Source organism: Sporosarcina koreensis, assembly GCF_001531445.1.
Classification (GTDB): domain Bacteria; phylum Bacillota; class Bacilli; order Bacillales_A; family Planococcaceae; genus Sporosarcina; species Sporosarcina koreensis_C.
In genome coordinates, this window is sequence record NZ_LQYA01000106.1 from 12,815 (window position 1) to 35,308 (window position 22,494).

The following is a 22,494-nucleotide window of genomic DNA, read 5'->3' on the forward strand; positions in this document are numbered from 1 at the left end:
GCCCGTGAATTTGCCGGATTCGGCATCCGCGTCATGACAATCGCACCTGGACTTGTTGAAACGCCGCTCTTCGCCGGACTGCCGGAGCCCGCGCGCAATGCGCTTGAGGAGCTGACGTTATTCCCGAAACGGCTCGGCCGTCCCGAAGAATACGCGCGGCTCGTCGAAAGCATCTTCACGAATCCGCTATTGAACGGGGAGACGATCAGGCTAGACGGAGCGATAAGGATGCAACCGAAGTAAAGTGAAACTTCAATCAGTGGTGGTTTTCCACTGATTGTTAGTTGAACCAATCGGGCTTTTACTGGCTGTTGACCTCCGCCAAGCATTTTGGTCCCGAGGAAAGTCTTGAATAGGGGGTCTTACAGCCAGTTAATGCGGGATAAGGGGGGAGTTCGATGGCACGATATCGATTTGAAACAGATGAACATGTCCTATTCAGGGAAACACTTCGGAAATTCCTTTCGAAGGAAGCAGTTCCCCATTATGAGGAGTGGGAAAAGAACCGGCTCATCCCCGTATGTTTTTGGCGAAAGCTCGGGGAAATGGGGTTTCTTTGTCCGCAGGTGGAGGAACAGTATGGCGGTCTTGGCCTCGACTTCAGCTACGGGGTCATCATCGGTGAAGAGATGGAACGGGTTGGAGCGGGATTGACGGGGGTTGGCCTTCATAATGACATCGTCGTTCCGTACATCGAATCATACGGGACGGACGAACAGAAAAAGCGTTGGCTTCCGGGGTGCATCACTGCGGATTTCATAACAGGCGTGGCGATGACGGAGCCGGGAACCGGGTCGGACCTTGCCAACATCCGGACGACCGCCATCAAAGACGGCAATCATTATGTCGTGAACGGACAAAAGACGTTCATTACAAACGGTGTGAACGGGAACTTATTTCTGGTCGTTGTGAAGACAGACCCGCAGGCGGAACCGAAGCACCGGGGCATCAGCCTGCTCATGATTGAGGAGGGGACACCTGGGTTTACGAAAGGACGGAAGCTAGATAAGGTCGGCATGCACTCCCAAGATACGGCGGAACTTTATTTCGAAGATTGCCGGGTGCCTGTTGGCAATTTAATAGGCTTGGAAGGAAAGGGCTTCAGCTATCTGATGGAGAAGCTCCAGCAGGAAAGGCTGCTCGTTGCATTGTCCGCGCAAACTGCTTCGGAAGATATGCTCGAATTGACGCTTGCCTATGTGAAATCACGCGAGGCATTCGGTAAGCCGATCGGTTCATTCCAAAATACGCAGTTCAAGCTTGCGGAAATCGCGACGAAAGTGGAGCTCGGCAAAGCGTTTCTTGAATCGCTCATCGAAGATCATTTGGCCGGCAAGGACGTCGTGACGAAAGTATCCATGGCAAAATATTGGATCACCGAAACGGCGCGCGAGATTTCCGCGGAATGCATGCAGCTGCACGGGGGATACGGCTATATGGAAGAATATAAAATTGCGCGAAGGTACCGCGATATCCCGGTCGCATCGATCTACGCCGGGACGAATGAGATCATGAAGATGATCATCGCGAAGAATATGGGGTTGTAAATAGAATAGCAGGAGTTTTGTCTGCATATGATTGTGTGGATATAAGTGACTACTAGGGATGGTTTTACATGCTTCACAACATAACTTGCAAAAGGGGAGCGATTCAAATGATGCAAACACCATTATTACTGTCATCGTTCATTAAAAGAGCCGAACAATTTTTCCCGAACAAATTAATTATCTCCCGTACAGGGCCGGACACGATCCATCGCATTTCGTATCGTGAATGGGCGAAACGGACGAGGAAATTATCGAATGCATTAACAAAACTCGGGATGAAGCACGGTACGAAAGTAGGTACATTCGGCTGGAACCACCACCGCCATTTGGAAGCGTACTTCGGCGTGCCGAGTACAGGCGCTATCCTTCATATGGTGAACATCCGCCTAGCGCCGGAACATTTGGCGTATGTCATCAATCATGCAGAAGATGAAATCATGCTTGTGGATGATAATCTTTTTCCCCATTTTGAAAAACTTGCGCCGCTTCTAAAGACGGTGAAACATATCGTCATCATGGGCGATAGCACAGATGTGCCGGAAACGGCATTGAAAAATGTTCATTCCTATGAGGCGCTGCTTGCGGAGGCGTCGGATCAGTACGACTATCCGGAAGACTTGGATGAAAACACACCAGCCGGAATGTGCTACACTTCTGCAACGACGGGCAATCCAAAGGGGGTTGTCTACACACATCGGGGCATCGTCCTTCATAGTTTTGCGCTCGGATTGGCGGATGCGATGGGACTGCGCGAAGGCGATGTTATCATGCCGGTCGTGCCGATGTTCCACGTTAATGCATGGGGGATGCCGTTCGCTGCTGTTTTCTACGGTTCGACGCAAGTGCTGCCGGGACCAGGCTTTAATCCGCAGCTGTTGCTTGATTTGATTGAACAGGAGAAAGTGACGTTGACGGCAGGGGTGCCGACGATTTGGCTTGCAGTTTTGAAAGAACAGGAGCAAAATCCGCGGAATCTCTCCTCGCTCCGAGGCATCGTAAGTGGCGGCTCGGCATCGCCGAAAGGGCTGATCCGCGCGTTCGAAGAGGGGCTTGGGGTTCCGTTCTATGTCGGATACGGAATGACTGAAACTTCGCCGCTCGTCAGCTTGTCGGTGTACACGTCCGGCATGGAGGACTTGCCGATGGACGACCGGATCGATATCCGGGCGATGCAAGGGTTGATCATGCCTGGGCTTGAAGTGAAAGTTGTGAATGAAGATGGCGAGGTGCCATGGGACGGCAAAACGATGGGCGAACTTGCAGTCCGTGGTCCTTGGATTGCGAGCGAATATTACAAGGACGACCGGACGGAGGAAGCATTCAAGGACGGCTGGCTGTATACGGGCGACATAGCCGTCATGACGGCTATCGGTTATTTGAAACTGATGGATCGGACGAAAGATTTGATTAAGAGCGGCGGGGAATGGATCTCCTCAGTCGATTTGGAGAACGCCTTGATGACGCATGAATCGGTATTCGAGGCCGCCGTCATCGCGGTTCCGCATGAAAAATGGGTGGAACGCCCGCTTGCCTGCGTCGTCTTGAAAGAGGGGAAAACGGCAGACGATGCGCTGAAAAACGAACTGCTCGCCTATTTGGCAGGCCAATTCGCAAAGCTGTGGGTTCCGGACGACGTTGTGTTCCTGGACGAAATTCCGAAAACATCCGTCGGCAAATTCCTCAAAGCGGCCCTGCGCGAACAATTGAAAGGCCATGTGTTGGAAGTGTGATATTACGCCACCCGCTTTTGTTAGCGGGTGGTTTTCTTATGGGGTTTGCTAGGGTGAATCGCCTAATTTATGGTCAAGTGGTGATAACCCCGAGTTGAGCGGTGATAAAGTTGCTGTGAACGGTGACAAACTCCTTCCCAGCGGTGATAAAGTATTTTTCGATTGAAAGCCATCATTAAAACAGGCAATTTTAACCTGAATTGTCGTCAAGCGGTGATAAAATTTCCCTTAGTCGGTGATAAAATGTTTCAAGTCGGTGATAAAGCGTCGAGAGTCGGTGATAAACTCCCGCAAGTCGGTGATAAACTTTATTCGCATCCGTCGCATTAATTCCGTCAGAAAAGGGAATAGCGTATAGGGAGGAATGTTCAATCACATAGGAGGTTTTACCATGCTGAACAGAATTCCGAAATCCGAGACGACCGCTTGTTCCTTAACTGTTTACAATGATGGCTTTGCGCTTGTGAAAGATACACGCTCCATTCCGCAATTTGCGGAAGATGACGAGGTCCACTTTGTCGGGGTGGCGAAGAAGTTGAAGCCCGATTCGATCATCGTTGAAGGGCTGGATGTGTCGGAGCTTGTTTATGAATATGACCTGATGGATGAATTGAGGATTTATGAGAGGTATCTCGGCCGCCAACTAATCATCAAGGATCCATACACCAAACAAGATCGAGCGTACATGCTACTGCGCGCAAGTGGGCCGATCGTTATACAGGACGTTGAAACGAAAGAGATTACCCTCAATCCGAAAGGCGAGCTGCGATTCCCTGAAATTGACGGCGGGAATCATGTTGAGCCGACGCTAGTTTGGAAAGTGGCTGGGCAGAGAGGCGAGGAAGTATGTGTTTCGTATTTGACGGGCGGTGTTACATGGGAAGCGGATTATGTCATTTCCATGCATGGCGACCGATTCGACTTGTCAGGTTGGTTATCGATGAAGAATTACTCCGGCGTGTCTTTCAACGATGCGAAACTTCGACTCATATCAGGGAAGCTTAGCAAAGCGGGCAATGAAAACGAAGAGAAGAGCGCTGAGCTATCGAGGCGCGAAAAACAGAAAACAGAAGCTTTTTCCGATTTCCAAACGTACACTTTCCCGCGTGACATCGATTTGGAAGACCGTCAACAGAAGCAGCTGCGGCTTCTGTCATCCACTAATTCAAAAGCGCGGATCATTTATGAAATTAATGAACAGACGTCAAATCCGGACATCTTTATCGAATTCGATAATACGGCGGAGAACGGTCTCGGTATTCCGTTGCCGGCAGGGGTTTTCAAGATGTATAGGACCAATCCGGACGATGGTAGTGCAGAATTCATCGGTGAGTATGCCATCAAACATACGGAAGTGGGTGAAAAAGTCCGATTGAAATCAGGAGAAGCTTGTGACATCAAAGTGACTGCGAAAAAATCCGGCAAATTTAAAGAAGGCGGATTTGAATACACGGAATATGAATACAGCATTTGCAATACGAAAGGAACTCCGGTCGAAGCGGTCATCCGCCAACAAGTTCCCGGGCATTTATGGACAGTGGATGAATCGACGCATGAGTGGCAGAAGAAGCGTGACAAGATTCTGCTGCCTGTTCATGTTCCCGTCAATGTCGAAGAAAAAGTGAAGTTCACAATCCGACATGACCGTTCCGCAAGAAGGACAATTGGTTTCTAAATTACAATAGCGAAGGTGACCGTTTAGCCCCGACAAGCGATGGAAGACTTGAACATAAGGCGTTCTATGCCTTATGCGGAAGGAAGGCAGTCTAAAACCGTCGCGTCCTGCGACAACGACTGCATGACCCGCGTCGTGCGGGCCTAAGCGACTCGAGGGCTGGTTACCGGAGTCTGGATGATACATGTCAATGTGGAAAAGCACCCGTCGCCGGGGATAAAACCCGCATTCGGGTGCTTTTGTTGTCCACATGTGGATAATATTCATCCGCAATCCCCTCATTTTTCAGAAATTATAAACATATGAACAATTTTACCCACAGTTTTCGGTGTATAAGTCCACTTTCGGATACTTATCCACGGCAACCCCATTCATATTCTTCTATTTTCAGACGTACAATCCATCAGGATAGATTGGAACTTCCAAGTGGACACCGACGTCTGATAAAGTGAAACTTCTATCAGTGGGGGATTCTTTCATTCCCTACTGCTGGTTAGTTGAACCAATCGGGCTTTTACTGGCTGTTGATCCCCACTAATAATTTGTAATTCCTCGTTAATTCTTGAAGTGGGGGTCTCACAGCCAGTTAATGCGGGATAGAATGGAATATGACTGAAATTTTTTAAGTTGCAAGGAGAGTGCGATGGAAAACTGGATAACGGAATTCATAGGAGAGCAAGGATATTTCGCAGTGCTGCTACTGCTTTTAATAGAAAATTTATTTCCTCCAATTCCGTCGGAAATTATTTTGACTTTTAGTGGATATGCGACAGGCTTTACAACGATGACGAGGACGGGTGTTATCATCGCTGCCACAATCGGTGCAGTTGTCGGTGCGATGATTCTATACAGTATCGGCTTGCTCGTCGATGTAGCGAGGCTTGAGAAGTTTGTGGACCGATGGGGACGCTGGCTGCGGCTGTCGAGAAAGGATTTGCGGAGGGCTGAAAAATGGTTCGAGAAATATGGACCATGGACAGTATTTTTCTGCCGTCTCGTTCCGCTCGTACGCAGTCTAATTTCAGTTCCGGCTGGGATGGCCCATATGAATTTCCTGTTATTTATCACATTGACAACTATCGGTAGCTTACTATGGAATACGATTCTTGTTACAATAGGGTTTGCGGTCGGTGAAAATTGGGAATCGATTGTTCATTATATGGACGTCTATTCTAATATTGTTTACGCACTTATAGCAATTGGCGGAATTGCGGTTTGTATTGGATACATCCGATTCCGCAGAAAGAGGGCATAGTGGATGGATTTATTTGAATTAGTAAAAGCGTTGATCCTCGGTTTTGTGGAAGGGATGACGGAGTTTGCTCCGGTCTCCTCGACAGGCCATCTAATCATTGTCGATGATATGTGGTTGAAGACGGAGGAGTTCCTCGGAAAGTATCCGGCAATCACGTTTAAGATCGTTATCCAGTTAGGGTCGATTTTGGCGGTTGTCGTTGTGTTTTGGAAAAGGTTGTTCAGTTTGGTCGGTTTGTATAAAATCGATGGAAAGAAGATGTCAAGTCGTTTCAATCTGATGCATGTCATTGTCGGTATGCTTCCTGCCGTCATTCTTGGATTTGCGTTTAAAGACTTGATCGATGATTATTTATTCGGTGTCGAGACGGTCATTTTTGCACTAGTTGCAGGAGCAATCCTCATGCTTGCTGCGGACAAATTTGGACCGAAAAGGCCGAAAGTCCAGACATTGGATCAGATTACATATCGGCAGGCGTTTACCGTGGGGCTTGTCCAATGTTTATCGTTATGGCCTGGCTTTTCCCGTTCGGGCGCAACGATATCGGGCGGGGTTTTATTTGGAATGAACCACCGGACTGCAGCGGACTTCACGTTCATCATGGCGGTACCGATCATGGCAGGCGCAAGCCTCGTATCGGTTTTGAAAAATTGGGAGTATATGTCGATGGATCATCTTTCATTTTACATCGTCGGATTCCTGAGCGCTTTCGTATTCTCGCTCATTTCAATCCGCTTCTTCTTGAAGCTCATTTCGAAAATCAAGCTTGTGCCGTTTGCGTTATATAGAATTTTTCTAGCAATCATCTTAGCGGCAATCGTATTTTTATAATTGCGTTGACGACTCTTTACGGGTCGTTTTTTTATTAACTGAAAGATTTTCTGCTACACTAAAGGAAAAAGTGGCGGTGATGAACTTGAGTGAGCATATATTGATTGTTGAAGATGAAGAAGCAATCGCACGCGTTCTTCAATTGGAACTTGAATTTGAAGGATACTCTGTCGGCGTGGCGCATTCGGGGACGGATGGCCTGATCATGTTCAGGGAGCAGGAATGGGATCTTGTGCTGTTGGATCTCATGTTGCCGGGCATGAATGGATTGGATGTGCTGCGAAGGATCCGTGCTGCAGAAGACGGCACGCCTGTTATTTTATTGACAGCGAAAAGTGATGTTGAAGATAAAGTGACGGGGCTTGATTTGGGAGCGAATGATTATGTCACGAAGCCGTTCGAAATCGATGAATTGCTTGCGCGCATCCGTTCAGCCATACGTACTTCTCAGAAGAAGTCCGTCGTGAAGGATGAATTCCTTCATGAGTTTGCCGGCTTATCGATCCACCAGCAATCCCGTGAAGTGAAGCGGAATGGCGAATCGATCGATTTGACACCGAGGGAATATGATTTATTGCTTCATTTGATCCGGCATCCGAATCAAGTGCTTTCGCGTGAGCAGCTGCTCGATGCGGTTTGGGGCTATGACTATTATGGCGATACGAATGTAGTTGACGTCTATATCCGATATGTCCGGAAGAAAATCGATCGACGGGATGAACCGTCCCTCATTCAAACGGTTCGCGGCGTCGGGTATGCGTTGAAGGAACCAGTCCATGAAACTTAAAAAGAAGATTCATCTCTTTTCGACCTTATTGATGTTCATTCTTCTCGTGCTCGCGACTGTCCTGATCTATTTCCTTTTCGAAAGGATGTCTCATAACACGGAATATGACCAACTGCTCGGTCGTGCAAAGGAACTGACCGCGGAATTGAGCAAATTGGAGACGGAAGTGGATGCCGGCATGGTGTTGCGCGCATTCATTCCAGCGAATGGTGCCATCTCCATAATTGACAGCAACGATAAACAGCTCATCAATGTGCAATCTTTGGCTGGACTCGGGAAAGTCGACGGCCATGTGAATCCGGGAAATTCATATACAATCGACCAATTCGAAGGTACTGAAGCATTATCCATCTCGATGCCGATCATTTGGCCGACAGGTGAAGTCGTCACAATGAGAATGACGCAGTTGCTGACAGATGTTGAGGAAAACATGCGGGTCCTGAAGTATGTCCTGATTGGCGTTACAACATTTGCGATGATTCCGATCACCTTATCCAGTATGACGCTCGGCAGGATTGTCACCCAGCCTATAGAAAATCTTATAACGGCGATGAATAAGAGTAGGCAGTCTGGGACATATGAAAAATTGACCGGTGTCGTGAACGGAAATGATGAGCTGACGCAAATGGAGCGGACATTCAATGAGATGATGGAGCAATTGGAACAGAACTTTTTGAAGCAGGAGCAGTTTGTATCGAATGCTTCCCATGAATTAAAAACGCCGTTGACCGTCATTGAAAGCTACTCTCGGTTGTTGGCAAGGCGGGGATTTGAAAATCGGGAAGTTGTAAGTGAAGCGCTGAATGCCATTCTTTCAGAAACGGACAGGATGAAAGAGATGATTACACAAATGCTCGATTTGGCGAAAAGCAGTGGTTCCCAAGCATTCGAATTTGCCCAAGTCGATTTGACACAATTGCTGAGTGGGGCCGTCAAGCCGTTAAGGCAGGCGTATGGTAGGGAAATCATTATGGAAGAGGATGGTCCGGCAATCGTCGAAACGGACGGAAAGTTTGTAAAGCAGCTATTGTTCATACTCCTCGACAATGCACTAAAATACAGTGAACGGGAGGTTTTTGCTTCCATACAGGATCAGCAGGACGTAGTAGAAATCACCGTGAAGGATTATGGGAAAGGGATTCCGCAATCGGCCTTGCCTCATATTTTTGACCGTTTTTACCGCGTGGAATCGGACCGCAGCCGTAAGACAGGTGGAACCGGATTGGGGCTTTCCATAGCGAAAGAGATTGCAGACGGACTTGGCGCCACCTTGACGATTGAAAGTGTTGTAGACATGGGGACGGTCATCCGAGTTTTGATTCCGAAAAATAGGAAGGTTCTCAGTGAATTTTAATGTTGAGGGGGTAAGATGAAAGAAAGGAGGCTCATTGTATGAACATATGGAAAAAACCTTGGTTCATCCCGATTGTCTTGACGATTCTCATTGTTGTTGCTGGGCAGCTGTACACGGACGGGAAGCTGACGAAGGCAGAAACGTTGCCGAAACAGGAAATCAGTTCCCAATTAGCGGAGATTTACGATGGAGAAGTGAAAGATCTCATTTTGGATGGATCTGTATATAAAGCGAAAGTTTCAAGAGCAGGGGCGGAATACGCAGTGGAAGTTGACGCTGAATCGGGCAAGGTGATTTCGCTCATTCAGACGAAAGAAAGTACGAAACCAGAAATCGTGATGGGGACTGATGATGGAAAAGAAGCTCCGGCTGATGAAACATCGCCTAACGAAACGCCTGGCAAAGTGACGGAAGAAGCGGATGCTAAAGCTGCAGATAGAAAAGCAGCGGATCAGGCGGCAAGCAAAACAGAAGAGCCGAAGCCGAATGTAAATAAAACACCTGAGCAATCCAAGCCTGCCAAGCAGGAAAAGCGACAGAATACGGCTTTCATCTCTGAGCAACAGGCTGAGAAGATTGCTTTAGCACAGTTGCCGTCGGGAATGATCGGTGAAATTGACGATGTGGATTTTGAGAAATCGACGGATGGCGGCTATTATTTAGTACAAATCGAGATTGATACGGACGATGATATGGACGAAGTTACGTATCAAATCCATGCAATTTCAGGCAAGGTAATGACAGTCACTTGGGATGATTGAAACTCTCATCAAATTCTAATAATCCTCTCAATGTCCTCTCATCTTCACAGGGTACTATGAAGGTAGAAGAAAAAGGAGGAGATCGAACTTGAAGAACATGAAAAAATGGATGTTGATTCCTGCGGTGGCAGGAGTACTAGCTATCGGTGGCGTTGCAATGGCGGAGGACTCGGCTCCAAGCGTCGCAAAGCAGGCGGATAAGATAATTTCATTACAGGAAGCGAAAAAGGTTGCTACTGACAAAGTGACAGGCGGCAAAGTAACAGAAATCGAGTTGGATAAAGACGATGGCCGATACCATTTCGACATCGATATGAAAGACGGAAAGTATGAGTACGATCTGGAAGTGGATGCGTACACAGGTAAAATCATAAAGTTTGAAAAAGAAGTGGAAAAGAACCGCAAGCAAGCAGTATCCGGTAAACTGTTGACGAAAGAGGAAGCGATTGCCTTTGTAAAAAAGAAGGCAGTTGGGACAGTTAGGGAAATCGAGCTGGATACAGATGATGGTCGTAAAATATACGAAATCGAAATGAAAGATGATAAATTCAAATATGAAATCGAAATGGATGCTGTAACAGGTGCAGTTTTGAAATTTGAAAAAGATCGTTACCACGGTTCGAAAAAAGAAGTGAAAGAACAGACGCAAAAACAAGTGAAGGCACAAACGGAAAAAGTTGCAGCTTCCACGTTGACTGTCGTTGACCCAGCGAAAGAAAATCAGGCTGTGAAACAGGTTGCCAACAAGAAATCGGATAAACGCTCGATGCTTACAAAGGACCAAGCGATCGCCATTGCCAAAAAGCATGCAAGCGGCATCGTAACTGATTTTGAGCTGGATGACCATGTCTATGAAATTGAAATGGAAGACGGCAATATCGAGTATGAGCTCGAAATTCATGCCTACACAGGGGCCATCCTTTCATTTGAACGGGATGACGATTGAGTAACTGAAAAAAATTCGTCAACAACATAAAAACAGAGCGGGCAGCTGCCATACTGCCCGCTTTTTTGTGTTTTACAATCTTGCCTTTAGACCTCTTTGTCAGCTACTGCAGTCTTCTCCGGTTCCTTATCTTTCACATCAAGTATATCCAGCAGGAAAACAAACACTGGAATCCCGATGATCAATCCCCAGACGCCAAAGAAGTTCTGCGAGAAGATGAGTACGATGAACGTATAAAACACCGGCAAATCCGTTTTCGAAGACATCAGTTTCGGATTTAAAATATACGCTTCAATCGCATGGATGACCATAATGGCGATCAGCAAGTAAACGACTGTTAGAAAGCCGCCGATGGTAAAACCGATAATCGTCAGTGGAATCAATGAAATAATGACACCGGCGACAGGAATAAGCCCTAAGAAAAAGATCATGATCGCCAATCCGATAATTTGTGGGAAGCCAAGGATCATCAAGACGATAACTGACAAAAACGTATTGACGAGTGCGATGATAAACTGTGCTTCAATCACTTTCCCGAACGTACGTGAAAATTTCTTGCCGAAAAATTCAATTTCATAATAAAACGGAGCGATTTTACTGCTTTTAAACTTGTTTGTGAATTCGATTAACCGGGGTTTTTCGAGAAGGAAAAACAAGCTTAAAATGATCGCAAGGAGTACTTGGACACTTGTTTTACTAATATCATTAAAAGATTTTAATAAAAATGAGAATCCGTTTTCCACATAGCCTTTAATTTGTTCACTGGAAATAACAGACTCAAGAAAGACGAGCAATGAATTGTCATGTGACTGGATGGAGAAATTTGTGACTTGCTTAATGAGCTGGCTAATTTCAAGTGTGATGATCGGTAAATACTTGACGAGTCCGACAGTCAATAAACCGACAATCAATGTGTAGAGGAGTATGACAATCAATTTATGATTTAACCGAAGATGCTTTGCTGTAAAACCGACAAGTCGATTCATTAAATATGAAAAAATAAAGGTCAATAAGATTAAATTCATCATGCTTCTCACGCTGAAAAGAATGATGATGATCAATGCAAAAATAATGAATCGCTTAACCCCTTTTTTTCGAAATACATCTGATATCGAATCCATATAAACTAGTACCTCACCTATCCAATTAGTAATTAGTAGAGCCTTTACTGTCAGTATCCGCTTGTCAGATAAAGATTACAAGCAGGAGAACTTGTATTCAAACTTCATACACCTTCCCAACAACAGCCAATTCGGCATTCCCCTCAAAAACGCCCTTTGCCTCTGCCAAAATTTCGGCCGGATCACCGTGCAATGGCAGATGCGTCAATACTAACTGGTTGGCACCAGCCAACTTAGCAAGCTTTCCTGCCTCGCTGCCCGCCATATGTCCCGGCGCATTGCCGAGATGCTCCTCGTACAAATTCGCCTCGCTGATTAAAAGATTTGTCCCGTGCGCAAAATCCACAAGTCTATCAGCCCATTCCGTGTCTGCAGTCAATGTGACGGACCGGCCATTCACCGTGAATTTCATGGCCAAGCAATAGACGGGATGGATCGTTTCACAGAATGTCACCTCAAAAGGTCCAATGCTGATAATATCCGTTTCCTGAATAGCTATGCCGATTGTCTGCTCTTTATGCGACAATTTCTTAAAATTCTCCTCATCCTGATCATGGCCGTAAATCGGCAGCACCGGCGACGGCTTTCCTAAATAATAGTTGATAAGCCGGCTATATTGCAGGCTGCCGATGTCCGCGATATGATCCGCATGATAATGGCTGATGACGACAGCATCCACCTTTTCCAACGGTACATAATTTTGTACGGAAGCGAGTACGCCACTACCGCAGTCGACGAGGCAATGAAACCCATCATGTTCAATTAAAAATGAGGAAGTGGCTCCATTCGCTTTCGGATAGCCGCCCCAAATCCCCACCGGAATTACTTTCATAATTAACCTTCCTCCGTATAATTCGATTGTTTGCTTTTATACCTTAAGGGGTATATCATTTAAGTGAAATTAAAACTAAAGGAGAGATGAAAATGACGAATACAGCTACAGTGTACACGACAAGCACATGCCCATACTGCACAATGATGAAAAATTATTTGGATGAACAAAATATCCCATACCGTGAAGTGAACGTGCAAGAGGACGAAGAAGCAGGTCGGATGCTTGTGGAAACGACCGGGCAGATGGGCGTTCCGCAAACCGAACTGAACGGCAAATGGATTTTAGGCTTCGATACGGCAGCTGTACAGGCAGCATTGAAAGGGTGAAAGTGAAAAAGCCCTTTCTCGCTTGCAAACTTTGTTCAATCAAACCGTCTCAAAAGCTCTTTCCGAAAATTTGCATCGGCCATGTAGCACTATTTCTAACCGGTGTCTTCCTGGTCATTATGCAACTGTTCTACAACGTCCCTATCGATTAACCTGTCGATAGGGATTTTTCGTTGTTATAAGTATTTAATTCCTTCGAACATCTTTCAAATTGTATGCGGAAGGAGACAAGTTTTGGCAAGGCGGTGGTAAAGTGCCGAGAGTCGGTGATAAACTCGCCCGAGTCGGTGATAAACTGCCTTTAATCGGTGATAACCATGAGAAATCCCACTTCATTCATCCCTCACAAGCAATGCAATATGGAAGAGGACCGCGTCACGGAAGCGGGTCGGATCCAATGATGTCAGCTCCTTCACCTTCCGCAATCGATACGTCAATGTGTGGCGATGAATGGCGAGCGCAGCTGCCGTTTCACCAATCGTTTGATCATGTTCAAAAAATGTTTCCAACGTTTGAATGAGCTGCTCGTTCAATAAGGCAAGGATCCGCCTGGCAAACTGCTCCTTCAATTGAGACGGGCAGCTCTTCAAGAGGGCGATTAGTTCGATGTCATCATAGTAGTAATGGATTAGCTCATCCGAATGCCCGTACTGGATGGCGTATTTTGCTGTTTCATACGAATAGGAGATGCCTTCCAAGTTTTTGACAGGTATCCCGACGCCGATTTCGACGGAGGAATGCTTTTGGAATAAAGATAGGATTTTCTGCAGCTTCAACTCAAGCACGGACACTTTCACGTCGGATAGAACGACGAACAACTCATTCAACTGTGAGTGTCCGATCAGAGCTGTGTTTCTCTCGAACTGCTCTTCGATCGTTTCAATTAATCGCTGAGGAGTAGCAGGCAAATTATTTGTTTGCACTAATAGCGTCGAATAAGGTCCGGTCATATTGAATTCCAATAAGACAAGCCGGTCGATGACAATCGGTGAAAGAGGACCGCTGTCGACCAGCTCTTCAAAAACGAGTTCCTTGATTTTCCGCTTCCATTCCGACTCCGATGTAATGAGTGATTGGTGGACCATCATCTCGGTCGTCAATTGAACGAGCGTCGCAATGTCTCTTAATTCTTTCGGATTGCCGGTAATACCGATGACGCCGATCAATCGGTTCTTATAATAGATGGGCATATTCACGCCAGGCTTTGCTCCTTGCCAATCCGATGTGTTCTCATCATCTATCCAAAGCGGTTGTCTCGTTTTAGCGACATGTGCGGCCCCTTCATGGATGCGGTCGATGCGCTCTTTTTCCCCGGAAGCCAAAATCATTCCATTCGTATCCATCACATTCAAATTCCTGTCCAACCTGAACATCGTCTGTTCCACGATTTCCTCTGCCAGCTTCTTTGTAATCAAGAAACCACCCCCGTGTATAAAAAACACTTTCATTTTCACGTGAAACTTATACATCAAGTATAATGTATTTTCGTTTTCAAAACATATAATTAAATGAAAGCGTTTTATTCATCTGTGGGAGGTGCTTTGCATGAAGGTGATTGTAGCACCTGATTCATTCAAAGGAAGTTTAACAGCTATTGAAGCAGCCGAGGCGATGGCTGCAGGTATACATGATGTCGGTCCGGACATAAGGACGGTACTGCTGCCGGCAGCTGACGGCGGAGAAGGTACGATGAGGAGTTTGGTCGATGCGACAAACGGGAGATACGTGTCTGTAACTGTTGAAGACCCGCTCGGCAGACCGATTTGCGCAACATATGGCATTCTAGGGGACGGCGAGACGTGTGCGATTGAAATTGCTGAAGCTTCAGGACTTATGAGGCTGCAGGAACATGAAAAAAATCCGCATATGGCATCTTCCTACGGCACAGGTGAATTGATCGCCCATGCATTGGACAACGGTTATCGGAAATTCATCATCGGCCTCGGAGGAAGCGCAACGAATGACGGGGGCGCGGGAATCCTCCAAGCGCTTGGTATGCGTTTGTTGAATAAAGAAGGGATTGAACTGCCGAAAGGGGGAGGCGGGCTCCAGTATATCAGCTCGATAGACAGTACGAATTGGGATTTCCGCATTGCGGAAAGTGAGTTCTTAATAGCGAGCGATGTGAAAAATCCTTTAGTCGGCAGCGAGGGTGCGTCAGCTGTTTTCGGACCGCAAAAGGGGGCGGCTCCGAGGGACGTGGACAGTCTTGACCGGAATTTGCGAAAGTTCGCCGTCGCGATTGAAAAAGAAACGGGAATTGCCCTTCATTCGAAGGAAGGAGCAGGTGCTGCGGGAGGAGCGGGAGGTGCATTCCAAGCGTTCTTCAACTGTGAAATGCGGCAAGGGATCGACGTTGTGCTGGAAGCGATTGATTTTGAGCGACATGTGAAAGATGCAGATCTGATCATCACGGGCGAAGGGAAAACCGATTTGCAGACGCTTTCCGGGAAAACACCGTTCGGCATTGCGAAAGTGGCGCATCGGGAAGGGAAGCCTGTCATCCTCATTTCGGGTGCGGTGGATGAAGAAAGCCGCGATGCACTGACGCCGTTGTTTACGCAAGTCCATGCAATCATGGATGAAAATGTGTCCGTGGAAGACGCGATTGCGGATGCTTTCAATTATTTACGTAGAAAAACAAAAAAAGTGATGGAGCTCATTACAGAAAAAGGGGTGTAGGGGAATGTTAATTGCAATGATTGTGTTGAGTGTTGTCCTCATCGTAGTCTTGACAGCAGTGTTCAAGGTTCATCCGTTTTTATCATTATTAGCTGGCGCATTTTTCGTCGGAATCACATCCGGCATGCCGCTGTTGACTGTTGTTGAAAATGTGAATGAAGGCTTTGGGGGATTGATGAAGGGAATCGGGCTCGTCATCGTGGCGGGTACGATCATCGGAGTCATTCTGGAGAAATCGGGTGCCGCGTTCAGGATGGCAGAAGTCGTGTTGCGACTGATCGGGGAGAAGCGTCCTCAATTGGCGATGTCCATTATCGGATATATCGTCTCGATTCCAGTATTTTGTGATTCGGGCTTCATTATTTTATCCAGCCTGAAAAAAGCATTGGCGAAGCGGGCGAAAGTTGCGATTGCTTCGATGGCTGTTGCGCTTGCGACGGGATTATATGCAACGCATACATTAGTGCCGCCGACGCCAGGCCCGATTGCCGCGGCTGGTAATATCGGGGCGGAAGGTTATTTGGGCACTATCATCTTGATCGGCCTTATCGTCGCCATCCCGGCGGTTGTTGTCGGTTATTTATGGGCAGTGAAAGTCGGATCGAAAATTACCGTACCTGAAGATGTGGAAGATAACGGTCTTGATTATGATGAAATCGTTAAATCATTTGGCCGAATGCCGTCGACGTTCAAAGCATTCCTGCCGATCGTTTTGCCGATTGTCCTGATCGGTGTAGGCTCTGTCGCTAAGTTGACAATGGCAGAGGGCGGCTTCAACAATTTCCTTCAATTTTTAGGGGCACCTTCAGTAGCGTTATTATTCGGTGTGTTGGCGGCCTTCCTGCTGCTGCCGAAATGGAATGAAGAGACATTGACGAAGTGGATCGGGGAAGGGTTGAAGGAAGCGGCGCCCATTTTGCTCATTACTGGAGCGGGAGGTGCGTTCGGGAAAGTCATTTCGAATTCGGGCGTCGGTGATTTGATTGGTGGAATGAATTTCGATGCATTGGCTGGCGGTGCATTCTTCCTACTTGTTCCGTTCTTCATTGCAGCAGCGTTGAAAACGGCCCAAGGTTCGTCGACTGCTGCCTTGGTCATCACTTCCACCTTGGTTGCTCCGTTGCTTCCGGCGATGGGTATCGAAGGAGCGATTCCATTGGCACTCGTTGTCATGGCAGTCGGCGCGGGCGCAATGACAGTAAGCCACGTGAATGACAGTTTCTTCTGGGTCGTCACCGAGTTTAGCGGGATGAAAGTGACGGACGCGTACAAAGCGCAAACGATGGCTACATTGTTGCAAGGCGTGACGACAATTGTCGTTACGATGGTTCTTTGGATGATATTAGTGTAATGAAAGCGCTGATTCCTTTTGGGAATCGGCGTTTTTTTATGTGAAAGTGGGTGAGTCGGTGGTAAAGCGTTGAGAGTCGGTGGTAACACATCGAGAGTCGGTGATAAACTACCTCAAGTCGGTGATAACGAAAACTACGGCATATGCCGCCCTTCACGCTGCATATAGTAAACTGTTTATAGAGTTGTCCATTTGCACGGTTTAACTATATAACATTTACTGGAAGGGAGATGAAGGGATGGATATACGGGAGCTGCGCAGTTGCTTTGGGCGGTTTGCGACGGGGGTGACGGTCGTGACATGTGCCCATGAGCAAGGGAAGCACGGGTTGACGGCAAATTCCTTCACGTCGGTATCGTTGGATCCGCCGCTTGTGCTTGTGTCGGTGGATCGACGGACGAAAGCGTTGCCGTATTTGAAGAATAATCATTTCACGGTCAATATTTTACGAGAGCATCAGCAAGATACGGCGATGCATTTTGCAGGCAGGGCTCAAACTCCAGAGCCGTTCGAATGGGATGGCATGCGGATCAAAGGGGCGCTTGCCATTATCGATTGCGAACCGTGGGCGGAGTATGATGGTGGCGATCATGTCCTGTTTGTCGGGAAAGTGGTCCGGTTTAATTATGAAGACGGAGCACCGCTCGCCTTTTATGGCGGGAAGTTCACGAAGGTGGTACCTCAACAATAATGTGTATGGTTAGTTTTTCGGTGAAAGCTTTCGCCGCAGAGCTAGCCATTTTTTATTCACTTCGGCATTTTTCCTATGAGATAGGCATACGTATAGGTGTAATGGGACAAGGAGGAGTGAATTCATGCCAGTTGAACAGGAAAAGAAAACCGTTTTGCCATTGACGGGCAAGGAGTATTTGGAGAGCTTGAAGGATGGGAGGGAAATATGGCTGCATGGCGAGAAGGTGAAGGATGTGACGACGCATCCGGCTTTCCGGAATGCTGCGAGGTCAATTGCTCGGCTCTATGATGCGCTACATGATGAGAAAACGAAGGACATCCTGACAGTCGAGACGGATACGGGGAATGGGGGCTTCACGCAGAAATATTTCCGTGTGGACAAGAGTGCGCAAGACTTGCTGGAGTCGCGGAATGCGATTGCGCAATGGGCGCGCTTGACGTATGGGCAGATGGGCAGGTCGCCGGATTACAAGGCGGCATTTCTAGCAACGCTCGGCGCAGATCCGGATTATTACGGCAAGTATGCGGACAATGCGCGGCGATGGTACAAGGAAGCGCAGGAGCGGAATTGGTTCTTCAACCATGCAATCATCAATCCGCCGGTGGACAGGCATAAGCCGCTCGAGGCAGTGTCCGACATTTTTGTCAGGGCGGTCGGGGAGACTGAGCAGGGGGTCATTGTCAGCGGGGCGAAAATGGTTGCGACCGGATCTGCATTGACGAACTATAATTTCGTCGCTCATTATGGCGCTGCACCGATTCAAAAAGAGGAATTTGCACTCGTCTTCGTGGCGGCAATGGATACGCCAGGCGTAAAGCTCGTGAGCCGTGCTTCATACGAAATGAATGCAGCCGTCATGGGAAGCCCATTCGACTACCCATTAAGCAGCCGGTTCGATGAAAACGACTCGGTCCTCATTTTCGATAACGCGCTCATCCCTTGGGAGAACATCATCATTTACAAAGACGTGGAGAAGGCGAATAGCTTTTTCGCGGACAGCGGCTTCCTGCACAGATTCACATTCCATGGCGTGACGAGGCTCGCTGTGAAGCTTGACTTCGTTTCGGGTTTATTGCTGAAAGCCGTCAAGATGAACGGCTCCGACCAATTCCGTGGCGTCCGAGTGAATGTCGGCGAAGTGATTGCCTGGAAGAACATGTTCTGGGCGTTGAGCGACGCGATGGCGTTGAACCCGGATGAAGGGCGGAACGGGACGAAGCTGCCGAATTTGAATTATGGCCTCGCCTATCGGATGTTCATGTCTGAAGGGTGGCCGCGTGTGAAGGAAATCATCGAAAACGTCGTTGCTGGCAGTCTAATCGCACAGCCATCGAGTTCAAAAGACTTCCAAAATCCGGAGCTACGTCCGTTATTGGAAAAACTGTACCGCGGTTCATATGGCGTGGGCGCCGAGGAGAAAATCAAGCTCATCAAATTGCTATGGGATGTCATCGGGACGGAATATGGCGGGCGCCACGAGCTATATGAGCGCAATTACTCCGGCAACCACGAAAATATCCGGCTTGAAAACCTCGTCGTCGCGAATATGAGCGGACAGGCGGATCAGTTCGAGAAGTTCGCTGAAGAATGTATGAGCGACTATGATGTGAACGGCTGGACGAACGATACGTGGGTTAATCCGGATGATGTGAGCTATTTCCAAAAATGACGAAAAGAATATACAAAGTGGAACTTAGTGGACGTTATTTGCAAGTAGTCGATTATCCAGGAGAAAAGGGGACGATCATCGCTCTCCACGGCCTGACAGGGACACATAAAAACATGCTTCATTATGCGCAAAGCCTACGGGGCGATTACCGGTTCATCGCCTGCGATTTGAGGGGAAGGGGAGACAGTTCGGGGATGGATGACGTCCCCTCCATCTTCTCCCATGCTGAAGACATAGAAGAATTGATTACTGTTTTGGGAATAAAAGACCCGATTTTACTCGGCCATTCGATGGGCGCCTTCATCTCTGCGATTGTCGCAAGCGGACTCTCCTCAGTCAAAGGGCTTGTCTTACTGGACGGTGCCGCTCAGATGTCAGGACGCCAACACGATATTGTCAGGCCGTCACTCGGAAGGCTCCGGAAAACATATGAATCGAAGCGAGCGTATGTCGACGAGTTGCGGCAACTTTACAAACGGCTTGGCATCAAGTGGACTGATGCCGTCCAGGAAATTGTTGAATACGAAATCCATGGGACAGGCAACGGATGGATGCATAAGTCCGCAAATGAAAACATTGAAGACGACTTCACGAGCTTTGACTTTTTCAACCCAATCGAAGTAATGGGGAAGGTTGCTTGCGATACACTACTCATTCAAGCGGACGGGGGAATCGGGCAGTTTCCGCCTTTCTTTACAGATGCCGATTACGAAGAGACGAAAAAACATACATCAAAACTGACAACGTTCAATTCGGATTGCAATCATTACACGATGGTCTTTGAAAAACAGACAGACATTTTGGCTGCAATCCGGGATTTCCTGGATGAGGTGATTTCGGATGAGTGATGGATTGGCTTATTTCAAGGAAGTGTATGGCGCAGTTCCGGGGTGGGTAGGCAAAATGCATGCCTACCGGCCGGATGCGCTTGATCATTACACAAACCTGCGCAGCGCCATCATGGAGGACGGGCTTTTATCCGGCAAGGAAAAAGATCTTCTTCTTGTTGGGATCAATGCAGCGAGATGCTATGAGCGAAGCATGGTCTACCATACGAAAGGCGCAATTGACGGGGGCGCTACTATTCCTGAGCTGATCGAGCATTTGCTTGTCGCGTATCGATATGGTGGTCAAAATGCGTTGCGGACTGGCGTTCAAGCAGTGAAAACTGCACTTTCCTTAAAGGGGTTGCCGAACGGGCATGTTCTTTATGTATATGAGTTGGAGAACGTTCTCCATTATTTCATTTCCATACTAGAAGAAGAGGATGCACCGTATGTAGCGAACATATTGAAGGCGCCGGTGGAACTGTGGGATGACTTGCTGCTTGTAAAGGGAGCCGTCAGTGCGAAGATGAAATCCCTTTTAATGGTCGGCATCCATAGCACCGGGTTGCAAGGAAGGGAAGCGGGAAAATGGATGGAGAAAGCACGGGCGAAGGGAGCGACTGAAGGTGAATTGGCGGAAGTAGGACTGATCTGCCTGTTGACTGCGGGAATCCCGGCGTGGTTTGAGGCGAGTGACGCCTTGCTGGAAGGGGGCGGTTAACATAGCCATCGTCTACGAAAGAGTTGAAAATGCCCTTTCTCCAATTAAAAGTGGGATGACAATCATGGTAGGGGGATTTGGACTGGTCGGCGCGCCGCTCACGTTAATCGAAGGTCTGACGCGGAAAGACCTCAATGAGCTGACAATCATAAGCAATAATCTCGGCGAAGCGGGTGAAGGGCTCGGCGTCCTGCTCCGTCAACGGAAAATACGGAAAGCGATTGGTTCGTATTTTACGAGCAACCGGGAAGTTGGCGAAGCGTATCAGCGTGGAGAAATCGATTTGCAGCTGCTTCCTCAAGGGACGCTGGCAGAATCGATGCGCGCGGGGGGCGCAGGGATCGGCGGCTACTATACGAAGACGGGGGTCGGAACGGAGCTTGCGCTAGGGAAAGAGATACGGGAAATCAATGGGGAGCCGTACCTTTTCGAACAGGCATTGCGAGCGGATGTGGCGCTGATCCGCGCACATAAGGCGGACACGCTCGGCAATCTCATCTATTATAAGACCGCCCGAAATTTCAACCCGGTCATGGCGACCGCAGCGGACCTCGTCATTGCTGAAGTGGATGAAATCGTCGGAGTCGGCGAGTTGTCAGCAGAAGAAGTCGTCACGCCTCATCTATTTGTCGACAGGCTGCTCGTTGCGGAAAAAATCCTGACGAAGGAAGGTGTCGTCTATCGCTAATGTTCAAGAATTGATTGCGAAGCGTGCTGCCAGTGAATTGAAAGGTCCTTCTGTCGTGAACTTAGGCATCGGTATTCCGACACTTGTCGCGAAATATGTTAAAGACGAGCTCATCCACTTCCATACGGAAAACGGTTTGTTAGGCGTAACCGATGTGGAGGAAGCGGATCCGAACTTAGTGAACGCAGGAAAATTGCCGGTCGGCGAGCAGGTGGGTGCTGCATTTTTCAGCAGTGCAGAATCGTTCGGGATGATCCGCGGCGGGCATATCGATGTTGCGATTCTCGGCGCCCTGCAAGTCGATGAAACCGGACGCATCGCCAACTGGGCCATACCGGGAAAAAATATTATCGGGGTCGGTGGCGCGATGGACTTGCTTGTCGGTGCCAAGAAAGTGATCGTGACGACTTCCCATTTGACGAAAGGCGGGAAAAGCAAGCTAATGAAAGCATGCACATTCCCGCTCACGTCAACCCGAAGCGTTGATATGATCATTACGGAAATGGCGGTATTCTCTGTCTTGAATGAACAGCTAGTTTTGACAGAGCTCATGCCAGGCGTAACACTCGAGCAGGTCAGGAAAAATACGGAAGCGCAATTCGTCGAGGGAGGGTTCAGCTCATGAACATTCAAACGCTCGATGTCCTCATTGTCGATCTTCCGACGATTCGGCCGCATCAGCTTGCGATGCATA

General features: G+C 47.9%; 22 protein-coding genes. 19 read left to right on the forward strand and 3 right to left on the reverse strand.

What is annotated here, in order from left to right; translation table 11 throughout:
- From AWV70_RS24570 to AWV70_RS12450, 10 genes are all read left to right on the forward strand, one after another.
- Positions 1 to 243, forward strand: a 243-nt coding sequence (locus AWV70_RS24570; protein ID WP_235588646.1) for an SDR family oxidoreductase, incomplete at its 5' end; no start/stop codon positions are given.
- Positions 244 to 398: 155 nt separating this feature from the next.
- Positions 399 to 1,547, forward strand: a complete 1,149-nt coding sequence (locus AWV70_RS12410) for an acyl-CoA dehydrogenase family protein (protein ID WP_060207512.1) — start codon at positions 399 to 401, stop codon at positions 1,545 to 1,547.
- A 107-nt stretch (positions 1,548 to 1,654) separates the two neighbouring features.
- Positions 1,655 to 3,277 (forward strand): long-chain fatty acid--CoA ligase, encoded by a 1,623-nt coding sequence (locus AWV70_RS12415; RefSeq protein WP_060207514.1) that lies wholly within the window; start codon positions 1,655 to 1,657, stop codon positions 3,275 to 3,277.
- 391 nt (positions 3,278 to 3,668) lie between these two features.
- Positions 3,669 to 4,952 (forward strand): DUF4139 domain-containing protein, encoded by a 1,284-nt coding sequence (locus tag AWV70_RS12420; RefSeq protein ID WP_060207516.1) that lies wholly within the window; start codon positions 3,669 to 3,671, stop codon positions 4,950 to 4,952.
- Positions 4,953 to 5,595: 643 nt separating this feature from the next.
- Positions 5,596 to 6,207: a DedA family protein gene (locus tag AWV70_RS12425; protein ID WP_060207518.1), complete on the forward strand. Its 612-nt coding sequence runs from the start codon at positions 5,596 to 5,598 to the stop codon at positions 6,205 to 6,207.
- A 3-nt stretch (positions 6,208 to 6,210) separates the two neighbouring features.
- A complete protein-coding gene (locus AWV70_RS12430; RefSeq protein WP_060207520.1) occupies positions 6,211 to 7,038 on the forward strand; it encodes an undecaprenyl-diphosphate phosphatase in 828 nt (275 codons plus the stop codon).
- 79 nt (positions 7,039 to 7,117) lie between these two features.
- Positions 7,118 to 7,825 (forward strand): response regulator transcription factor, encoded by a 708-nt coding sequence (locus AWV70_RS12435; protein WP_060207550.1) that lies wholly within the window; start codon positions 7,118 to 7,120, stop codon positions 7,823 to 7,825.
- Positions 7,815 to 9,179 (forward strand): sensor histidine kinase, encoded by a 1,365-nt coding sequence (locus AWV70_RS12440; protein WP_060207522.1) that lies wholly within the window; start codon positions 7,815 to 7,817, stop codon positions 9,177 to 9,179. Before AWV70_RS12435 ends, AWV70_RS12440 begins: the two co-directional genes overlap by 11 nt.
- Before the next feature lie 38 nt (positions 9,180 to 9,217).
- Entirely contained in the window at positions 9,218 to 9,940 is a 723-nt protein-coding gene (locus tag AWV70_RS12445) for a PepSY domain-containing protein (protein ID WP_060207524.1), read from the forward strand.
- A 97-nt stretch (positions 9,941 to 10,037) separates the two neighbouring features.
- A complete protein-coding gene (locus AWV70_RS12450) occupies positions 10,038 to 10,886 on the forward strand; it encodes a PepSY domain-containing protein (protein ID WP_235588647.1) in 849 nt (282 codons plus the stop codon).
- An 86-nt stretch (positions 10,887 to 10,972) separates the two neighbouring features.
- Here AWV70_RS12450 and AWV70_RS12455 read toward each other — a convergent pair whose 3' ends face one another.
- Together AWV70_RS12455 and AWV70_RS12460 are read right to left on the reverse strand one after the other, a co-directional pair.
- Positions 10,973 to 12,007 (reverse strand): AI-2E family transporter, encoded by a 1,035-nt coding sequence (locus AWV70_RS12455; RefSeq protein WP_060207528.1) that lies wholly within the window; start codon positions 12,005 to 12,007, stop codon positions 10,973 to 10,975.
- 97 nt (positions 12,008 to 12,104) lie between these two features.
- The gene (locus AWV70_RS12460) at positions 12,105 to 12,839 is read right to left on the reverse strand and encodes an MBL fold metallo-hydrolase (RefSeq protein ID WP_060207530.1); all 735 of its coding nucleotides are present in this window, start codon (positions 12,837 to 12,839) and stop codon (positions 12,105 to 12,107) included.
- A gap of 92 nt (positions 12,840 to 12,931) precedes the next feature.
- On the opposite strand from AWV70_RS12460, the gene AWV70_RS12465 reads away from it, so the two are divergent.
- A complete protein-coding gene (locus tag AWV70_RS12465; protein ID WP_060207532.1) occupies positions 12,932 to 13,168 on the forward strand; it encodes a glutaredoxin family protein in 237 nt (78 codons plus the stop codon).
- 332 nt (positions 13,169 to 13,500) lie between these two features.
- On the opposite strand, the gene AWV70_RS12470 is transcribed toward AWV70_RS12465, so the two are convergent.
- The gene (locus tag AWV70_RS12470) at positions 13,501 to 14,583 is read right to left on the reverse strand and encodes a CdaR family transcriptional regulator (protein WP_060207534.1); all 1,083 of its coding nucleotides are present in this window, start codon (positions 14,581 to 14,583) and stop codon (positions 13,501 to 13,503) included.
- A 130-nt stretch (positions 14,584 to 14,713) separates the two neighbouring features.
- On the opposite strand from AWV70_RS12470, the gene AWV70_RS12475 reads away from it, so the two are divergent.
- From AWV70_RS12475 to AWV70_RS12510, 8 genes are all read left to right on the forward strand, one after another.
- Positions 14,714 to 15,850, forward strand: coding sequence for a glycerate kinase (locus tag AWV70_RS12475; RefSeq protein ID WP_060207536.1), 1,137 nt, complete (start codon positions 14,714 to 14,716; stop codon positions 15,848 to 15,850).
- Between the two features lie 4 nt (positions 15,851 to 15,854).
- Positions 15,855 to 17,201 carry a GntP family permease gene (locus AWV70_RS12480; RefSeq protein ID WP_060207538.1) on the forward strand — a complete coding sequence of 449 codons (1,347 nt, stop codon included), beginning with the start codon at positions 15,855 to 15,857 and terminating at the stop codon, positions 17,199 to 17,201.
- Between the two features lie 238 nt (positions 17,202 to 17,439).
- Positions 17,440 to 17,892 (forward strand): flavin reductase family protein, encoded by a 453-nt coding sequence (locus AWV70_RS12485; RefSeq protein ID WP_060207540.1) that lies wholly within the window; start codon positions 17,440 to 17,442, stop codon positions 17,890 to 17,892.
- A 124-nt stretch (positions 17,893 to 18,016) separates the two neighbouring features.
- On the forward strand, positions 18,017 to 19,564 hold the full coding sequence (locus AWV70_RS12490; protein ID WP_060207542.1) for a 4-hydroxyphenylacetate 3-hydroxylase family protein: 1,548 nt from the start codon (positions 18,017 to 18,019) through the stop codon (positions 19,562 to 19,564).
- A complete protein-coding gene (locus tag AWV70_RS12495) occupies positions 19,561 to 20,412 on the forward strand; it encodes an alpha/beta fold hydrolase (RefSeq protein ID WP_060207544.1) in 852 nt (283 codons plus the stop codon). Before AWV70_RS12490 ends, AWV70_RS12495 begins: the two co-directional genes overlap by 4 nt.
- A complete protein-coding gene (locus AWV70_RS12500; RefSeq protein WP_060207546.1) occupies positions 20,405 to 21,112 on the forward strand; it encodes a carboxymuconolactone decarboxylase family protein in 708 nt (235 codons plus the stop codon). Before AWV70_RS12495 ends, AWV70_RS12500 begins: the two co-directional genes overlap by 8 nt.
- The gene (locus AWV70_RS12505; protein ID WP_414714835.1) at positions 21,084 to 21,800 is read left to right on the forward strand and encodes a CoA transferase subunit A; all 717 of its coding nucleotides are present in this window, start codon (positions 21,084 to 21,086) and stop codon (positions 21,798 to 21,800) included. Before AWV70_RS12500 ends, AWV70_RS12505 begins: the two co-directional genes overlap by 29 nt.
- A complete protein-coding gene (locus AWV70_RS12510) occupies positions 21,784 to 22,425 on the forward strand; it encodes a 3-oxoacid CoA-transferase subunit B (RefSeq protein WP_201024364.1) in 642 nt (213 codons plus the stop codon). The genes AWV70_RS12505 and AWV70_RS12510 overlap by 17 nt, the downstream gene beginning before the upstream one ends.
- Positions 22,426 to 22,494 lie beyond the last annotated feature (69 nt).

Bases quoted from the DNA above. Each gene is read 5' to 3' on its own strand.
- AWV70_RS12465 (WP_060207532.1), top strand. From the start codon at position 12,932: ATGACGAATACAGCTACAGTGTACACGACAAGCACATGCCCATACTGC.
- AWV70_RS12420 (WP_060207516.1), top strand. From the start codon at position 3,669: ATGCTGAACAGAATTCCGAAATCCGAGACGACCGCTTGTTCCTTAACT.
- AWV70_RS12460 (WP_060207530.1), bottom strand. From the start codon at position 12,839: ATGAAAGTAATTCCGGTGGGGATTTGGGGCGGCTATCCGAAAGCGAAT.
- AWV70_RS12500 (WP_060207546.1), top strand. From the start codon at position 20,405: ATGAGTGATGGATTGGCTTATTTCAAGGAAGTGTATGGCGCAGTTCCG.
- AWV70_RS12445 (WP_060207524.1), top strand. From the start codon at position 9,218: ATGAACATATGGAAAAAACCTTGGTTCATCCCGATTGTCTTGACGATT.
- AWV70_RS12480 (WP_060207538.1), top strand. From the start codon at position 15,855: ATGTTAATTGCAATGATTGTGTTGAGTGTTGTCCTCATCGTAGTCTTG.
- AWV70_RS12430 (WP_060207520.1), top strand. From the start codon at position 6,211: ATGGATTTATTTGAATTAGTAAAAGCGTTGATCCTCGGTTTTGTGGAA.
- AWV70_RS12495 (WP_060207544.1), top strand. From the start codon at position 19,561: ATGACGAAAAGAATATACAAAGTGGAACTTAGTGGACGTTATTTGCAA.
- AWV70_RS12440 (WP_060207522.1), top strand. From the start codon at position 7,815: ATGAAACTTAAAAAGAAGATTCATCTCTTTTCGACCTTATTGATGTTC.
- AWV70_RS12415 (WP_060207514.1), top strand. From the start codon at position 1,655: ATGATGCAAACACCATTATTACTGTCATCGTTCATTAAAAGAGCCGAA.
- AWV70_RS12455 (WP_060207528.1), bottom strand. From the start codon at position 12,007: ATGGATTCGATATCAGATGTATTTCGAAAAAAAGGGGTTAAGCGATTC.
- AWV70_RS12475 (WP_060207536.1), top strand. From the start codon at position 14,714: ATGAAGGTGATTGTAGCACCTGATTCATTCAAAGGAAGTTTAACAGCT.
- AWV70_RS12435 (WP_060207550.1), top strand. From the start codon at position 7,118: ATGAACTTGAGTGAGCATATATTGATTGTTGAAGATGAAGAAGCAATC.
- AWV70_RS12410 (WP_060207512.1), top strand. From the start codon at position 399: ATGGCACGATATCGATTTGAAACAGATGAACATGTCCTATTCAGGGAA.
- AWV70_RS12490 (WP_060207542.1), top strand. From the start codon at position 18,017: ATGCCAGTTGAACAGGAAAAGAAAACCGTTTTGCCATTGACGGGCAAG.
- AWV70_RS12485 (WP_060207540.1), top strand. From the start codon at position 17,440: ATGGATATACGGGAGCTGCGCAGTTGCTTTGGGCGGTTTGCGACGGGG.
- AWV70_RS12450 (WP_235588647.1), top strand. From the start codon at position 10,038: ATGAAAAAATGGATGTTGATTCCTGCGGTGGCAGGAGTACTAGCTATC.
- AWV70_RS12425 (WP_060207518.1), top strand. From the start codon at position 5,596: ATGGAAAACTGGATAACGGAATTCATAGGAGAGCAAGGATATTTCGCA.